At 63.2% G+C, this 5,305-nt stretch carries 4 protein-coding genes; all 4 read left to right on the top strand.

Going from position 1 to position 5,305, the window contains the following annotated elements; genetic code table 11:
* Positions 1-260: 260 nt before the first annotated feature.
* The 4 genes from JMV16_RS18055 to JMV16_RS18070 all read left to right on the top strand — a co-directional run bounded on the left by JMV16_RS18055 (position 261) and on the right by JMV16_RS18070 (position 3,917).
* On the top strand, positions 261-1,421 hold the full coding sequence (locus JMV16_RS18055; RefSeq protein ID WP_201495700.1) for an AAA family ATPase: 1,161 nt from the start codon (positions 261-263) through the stop codon (positions 1,419-1,421).
* A gap of 62 nt (positions 1,422-1,483) precedes the next feature.
* The gene (locus JMV16_RS18060; RefSeq protein ID WP_201495701.1) at positions 1,484-1,645 is read left to right on the top strand and encodes a hypothetical protein; all 162 of its coding nucleotides are present in this window, start codon (positions 1,484-1,486) and stop codon (positions 1,643-1,645) included.
* A 48-nt stretch (positions 1,646-1,693) separates the two neighbouring features.
* Complete coding sequence (locus JMV16_RS18065; RefSeq protein ID WP_201495702.1) at positions 1,694-3,676, top strand: DUF2779 domain-containing protein; 1,983 nt, start codon at positions 1,694-1,696, stop codon at positions 3,674-3,676.
* A 1-nt stretch (position 3,677) separates the two neighbouring features.
* Positions 3,678-3,917, top strand: coding sequence for a hypothetical protein (locus tag JMV16_RS18070; RefSeq protein WP_201495703.1), 240 nt, complete (start codon positions 3,678-3,680; stop codon positions 3,915-3,917).
* The last annotated feature ends 1,388 nt before the right edge of the window (positions 3,918-5,305 follow it).

The raw sequence follows: 5,305 nt of genomic DNA on the forward strand, positions 1-5,305 counted from the left end.
AGCACCGTGTCGGCTTGATCGTGCGCGTCAACCAACGCACCGCCACGCTCGACTGCGATGGCCAGCAGTGGCGAGTCGGCTTCGAACTGCTTCGACACCTCGTCGACGTCTGATCCGGGCAGGCGCCGTCAACGGGTACTCGTCGGACTATTACGATGGAAATCCCGACGGAAGCCCTGAACGGTGAGCCCCGGCCCGGCCGCACCCGCTTCGATTCCTACCGCTTCGCGCAGACGCTGCTGGCGGCCGACCCCGATGCCGTGCTGCTCTTCGACGAGGTCGAGGACGTCTTCAATGAGCCCACGGGCTCGCGGCACCGGGAGGGCAACTCCAGTGGCATCAAGGGCTGGGTGAACAAGCTGCTGGAAAGCAATCCGGTGCCGACCTTCTGGGTCACCAACCACCTGCACGCCATCGACCCGGCCTACCGCCGCCGCTTCGACTACGTGCTTCACCTGGACGTGCCGCCCACCAGCGTGCGCCTGCGCGTCGTCGAGCACCACACCGCCGGCTTGGGCCTGTCGCGCCAATGGCGCGAAGACGCCGCCGGGCATCCGGACATGGCGCCCGCAGTGGTGGCGCGCGCGGCCAAGGTGAGCCAGCTGGTGTGCGGCGGGGCGCCAGAACTGGCGGCGGAACGGGTGATGACGCGGCTGATGAACAACACGCTGCAAGCGCTGGGCGCGCACGTCATCAAGCCGTGTGCGCAGGCAGACACCATCGCGTACGACCTCGAACTGCTCAATACCGACTGCGACCTGCTCCGCTTGCGCGAGGGCCTGCGCCAAGTGGGCGAAGGGCGCATCTGCCTTTACGGGCCTCCGGGCACCGGCAAGTCCGCCTTCGGCCGCCACCTGGCGGCGGCGCTGGACCGGCCCCTGCTGGTGAAGCGCGCCTCTGACGTGCTGTCGCCCTACGTCGGCATGGCCGAGAAGAACATCGCCGCCATGTTCGAGGAGGCCGAGACCGAAGGTGCCGTTCTGCTGTTCGACGAGGCCGACAGCCTGCTGCACGACCGCCAAGGGGCACAGCGCTCGTGGGAGGTGACGCAGGTCAACGAGATGCTGACGCAGATGGAGACTTTCCCGGGCATCTTCATCGCCTCCACCAACCTGATGGACAACCTGGACCCGGCGTCCCTGCGGCGCTTCGATGCGCGGGTGCGGCTGGGCTACCTCAAGCCGGCGCAGTCCGTCTGCATGTTCACGAAACTCGCCGCGAGCCTCGGCTTGGAACTGAATGACATGGCCTGCGCTGCCGTTACACGTATGGATGTGCTGACGCCGGGCGACTTTGCGGCCGCGGCGCGGCTGTGTCGACTGGACCGGCCGGGCGCGGCCATGGAACTGGCCCAGCGCTTGCGGCGGGCCTGTGAGGACAAGAGGGAACCGGTCCGGCGCGCCATCGGTTTTGCGGCGTGATGGGCCGCCGCTGCGCAGGTGCCGATGGTCGATGCAATGCCTTTCGGGCAGGGAGCTCACTCATGAACACGATGCACACGGCCCGGACCAACCTTATCTGGGCCTGCGCGCTGACGAAGCTCCATGCCGAGTGGGCGTTGAAGCAGTTCACTTACCGGATGAAGGTGGCCTGCTGCGACTTGGGCATCCTGTGGTGCAACGTGAAGATCTTCTGGTACCAGTGAAGGCGAGTCCGCCACCCAGCCCGAATGCAGTGCGCAATGGAGAAATCGATGGCAACACCCCGGTACCTCACCAAGAGCCGCTTCAAGCAGGCGCTGGAGTGCCCGACCAAGCTCTACTACACGGGCAAGCCGGAGTACCTGAACACTGCGCTCGACGACAGCTTCCTGGCGGCGCTGGCTGAAGGGGGCTACCAGGTCGGTGCGCTGGCGTGCCTGATGTACCCGGGCGGGGTCGAGGTGGACGACATCGGGCACGCGGCTCAGTTGGCGCGCACCCAGGCACTGCTGGCGCGCGAGAACGTCACGATCTACGAAGCCGCGTTCGCGCACGACGGGCTCTTCGTGCGCGTGGACGTACTGCGCAAGACCGGCAATTCGGTCGAGCTGATCGAGGTGAAGGCCAAATCCTATGACCCGGGCGAGGTGAGAGGCCTGCGTGGGGCCAGGGGCGCGATCAGCCCGGGTTACCTGCCCTACCTGCAGGACGTGGCGTTCCAGCGCTTTGTCGCTGGGCTGCAATGTCCGCAGTTCGAGTTCAGAGCCTTCCTGTTGCTCGCCGACAAGTCAGCCACGGCAACCGTCGACGGCTTGAATCAGTTGTTCCCGATCCACCGCGGGGGCGGGCGCACCACGGTAACGCGTCCCGTAGATGGCGTAGACCTGGGTGCCCCGCTCCTGGCGGCAGTGCCAGTCGACATCGAGGTCCAGGAGATCCTCTCAGGGACCTTGGACGTGGTGGGCGTCGAGATGGCCTTCGCCGACGCGGTGGCACATCTTGCCTCTGCCTACCAGAGTGACCAACGGCTGGGCCCCGTACCAAGCAAGGCCTGCGGCAACTGCGAGTTCAAGGCCGAAAACCTGCCAGGGGCGGGTGAGCCCCGCAGCGGATTCCACGAGTGCTGGCGACAGGCCCTGGGCTGGGAGGACCGGGACTTCGACAGTCCAACGGTACTGGACCTGTGGAAGTTCACCAAGAAGCGCGAGTTGATACAGCAGGGCAAGCTCAAGCTCGAGCAGTTGGTACCCGCGGACGTCGGCTTCGACAGCAGTGAGCCGGGCACTGGTGGCATGACGCCGAAGCATCGCCAGTGGTACCAGTGCAGCGGCACCTGGCCAGGGGGTGGTGATTTCTACTTCGACGCGACCGGCATGGCCGCGGCCATGCGCAAGTGGCGCTACCCGTACCACTTCATCGACTTCGAGACCAGCGCGGTAGCAATCCCCTTCCGCCGCGGGCAGCGGCCTTACGAGACCGTGGCGTTCCAGTTCTCGCACCATGTGATGCGCGCGGGCGGGCGGGTCGAGCACCTCCACCAGTGCCTGGAGGTGGACCCGGGCGTTGACCCCACCCTGCCCTTCCTGCGCCAACTCAAAGCGGCCCTGAGCGCTGACAGCGGCACCATCTTCCGCTGGGCAACGCACGAGAACACCGTGCTCAACCAGCTCCGTGCGCGCTTGCTGGACGAGGCCGATCCGGCGCCGGACAGGGACGAGTTGGTTGCCTTCATCGAGAGCATCACGACCCGAAAGGTCGATGGCGTCGAGATCGCCGGTCCCAGGAGCATGGTGGACCTGTGCAAGCTGGCGGAACTGCACTACTTCCATCCCTCGACCAAGGGCAGTTCGTCGCTGAAGAAGGTGCTGCCGGCACTGATGCAGAGCTCGGACTTTCTGCGCGATCTCTACGGCCAGCCCGTCTACGGCACGACAGCCATGCCCAGCCAGAACCACGAGGAGCCCATGGTCTGGTGGCGGAGCGTCAATGGGTTGGTCGCCGATCCCTATGACCTGCTGCCGCCGGTCTTCGGCCACCTGAGCAGTTTGGAGCTGGCAGCGCTGGAGGCCGGAGCCGACCAGAGCCTGCAAGCCGGTGGCGCCGCGATGGCCGCATACGCTCGGCTGCAGTTCGAGCAGATTGAGCAGATAGAGCGAGGGGCGCTCAAGGACGCGCTGCTGCGCTACTGCGAGTTGGACACGCTGGCGATGGTGATGACTGTGCAGGCGTGGCGTGGCTTTCAAAAGGGAAATTGACATGAAGCATGCAGAGATCCTGGATCTGCTTGAGGCCGCATTGGCGCTCATACGGTCCATTCAGACGGCGAATGACACCGACTGGCTCGCAGCCCACCAACGAGTCGAGGCGTCGATCGGACTTCTTCAAGTTGAACTCAAAGCTCTGAAGCCACCCGAGCCGCATCTGATGAAGCGCTTAGTTGACTGCGCGAAGCAGATCTTGACCATTGACATGGAACAGAGCGGATCGACAGAGTGACCCCAGGCTCAACTATCGAACGCAATACGGCAGGAACTTTGAGGTCTTCCTGACTTCGGACTGTGCAGCAGGACTACCATTGCCACGAGGCCGATCATACTTGCGCTCGATGCCTCGCGGAAGCTCCATGGGATCTGGCGCCCCTTGAAGACTCCTCGCCAATCGACTACGGTCCGTTGCCTTTCGCACCGGTCACCACCTGACAACTAGACAGTGCTCTCATGGCTAGAGCTCTCTCGTTGTCACTTAGACAAGCCACACCGCGCTGCCCCCGAGAATTCGGATGCGGCAAACGCAGTTCCAGCGGTGACGTGCCCCGGGAGTTCACTAGCTGACCCTTTAGGCTGGCGGCTGCCTTCTGAGCATGACTTCCAAGCCAAACTACTACATTGGCACCTGAAGATCTCAATATATCGGGCATATATCCGGAGCACTGCGGCAAGGCCGCGTTTACTCCGACCTCGTCCCTCGACTTGCAGTGAACAACTTCAGTAATTGCGTAGTGAACCCCCGGCAAGAGGTTGTTGTGACCAAACAGCTCGATTGCGTATCTATTGATTGACATCCAAAAGCTGACCGCTCCCTTGGATCTCTGGCCAACCGCGCTGGTCGAGTGCGGGAAGTTGGCCGCTATTCCACTGGAGTTGAAGTAGCTGTCAATTCTCTGGTTCGTGTCAGTATTCCATGGGCAATCATCGAGGGGATCTGTCGAAGGATTTGAGGACACGAAGAGCAGGCACGCGCCTGCCAAATCGCCCCGCCACGGCTCAGGAACCTGCCATGCTCTGCAGCCAGCACCAAATGTCTGATACTTGACTACTTCGTGGCAGGGATCGCCAGCCGTCACAAACGCTGTGGAAAGACGATCGCATCTTGCGATTCTGACTGCTAAGGATGTAGCCATAGATTCGAATCACGTGGTTGACTTGTCGTCGATATCCCGGGGCGATCTGCCCAGCATCTCAGTATTCCCGCAGAGAGCCGCGACCCAACCGCACAATCGAGAGTCAGTTGAACCATTGTCTAGAGCGCCCACCGAAACAGCATGTGCACTAAAATGAGCGCTGTGGTCACACAGGTATCGGCACGTTTCTTTAAGACTTGAGGTTCAGCCGTGTAGGCGCAAGCCACTGTTTGAGCCACACGCCGAGAAAGTGGTGCGCCACCGATGCGTGCCGCAAACCATTGCTCTGGTTGAAGTTCCCCAATACGGTTCTGCCTGACACTCCGTCCGGTGAGGCGACAAAACCGAGGCCGGCACGTAAGCGCGCGGGCAACACACCCCGCGAGTTCGAGGCGATTCAGCGCGAGGCGCCCAGCTGCCAGCGATGCGGCAGCAACTCCTCGATCCGTCCCGCCGGCTGCGTCGGCAGCCGGGTCAGCACGTC

It is taken from the genome of Rubrivivax sp. A210 (genome assembly GCF_904426505.1).
GTDB lineage: Bacteria > Pseudomonadota > Gammaproteobacteria > Burkholderiales > Burkholderiaceae_C > Rubrivivax.

Coding starts and splice junctions, on each gene's coding strand:
- JMV16_RS18060 (WP_201495701.1), top strand. CDS start 1,484: ATGAACACGATGCACACGGCCCGGACCAACCTTATCTGGGCCTGCGCG.
- JMV16_RS18065 (WP_201495702.1), top strand. CDS start 1,694: ATGGCAACACCCCGGTACCTCACCAAGAGCCGCTTCAAGCAGGCGCTG.
- JMV16_RS18070 (WP_201495703.1), top strand. CDS start 3,678: ATGAAGCATGCAGAGATCCTGGATCTGCTTGAGGCCGCATTGGCGCTC.